Origin of the sequence: Phycicoccus sp. DTK01 (assembly GCF_017312765.1) — a bacterium.
Taxonomy (GTDB): Bacteria; Actinomycetota; Actinomycetes; order Actinomycetales; family Dermatophilaceae; genus Phycicoccus; species Phycicoccus jejuensis.
In genome coordinates this window covers 1-519 of record NZ_BOPU01000052.1, presented here as the reverse complement: position 1 = coordinate 519, position 519 = coordinate 1, and the positions used below count along the sequence as shown (strand labels likewise).

Below are 519 nucleotides of genomic sequence, written 5' to 3'. Positions count from 1 at the left end.
TGGCCCGGGATCGCTTCATGCAGGTACAGGTCTTCGGCGTCCCAGATCTTGCGCGAGGGCAGGTCGTAGGTGTTGCCGTAGAAGATGCCCGGACGCGTGCCGTCCTCGCTCGGCGGGTAGTACTGGCCGCCGGCCGCGGACTTCTCGCGGAACGGCTCGACCGGGCGGATCTCGAACGGCGACTTGGGGATCACCGAGAACTGCGTCGGCACCTTTTCGTTCATCTTCGCTTCCAGGCCGCGGTAGTACTTCAGCAGTTCGTCCTGGCTCTTGAACTCGAACTTCTTGTCCGTCTGCACGTACTTGAAGAAGTCCTGCAGCGAACCCTTGAAGCCGACTTCCGTCATCACCTTCTGCATCTCGCCGTGGATGCGCGCGACTTCGTCCAGGCCGATCTGGTGGATCTGGTCGGCCGACAGGTCCGTCGTGGTGAAGTAGCGCGCCACGAAGTCGTAATAGGCCTTGCCGTCGGGCAGGTCGATTGCGGCGGTCGACGTCCGCGTCTTGGGCTGGTAGTCG

General features: G+C 62.8%; 1 protein-coding gene. It reads right to left on the bottom strand.

The features are described 5' to 3' along the window. A partial coding sequence (locus tag J3473_RS19350; RefSeq protein WP_207025423.1) for a DUF885 family protein occupies window positions 1-519 on the bottom strand: 519 nt, incomplete at both ends.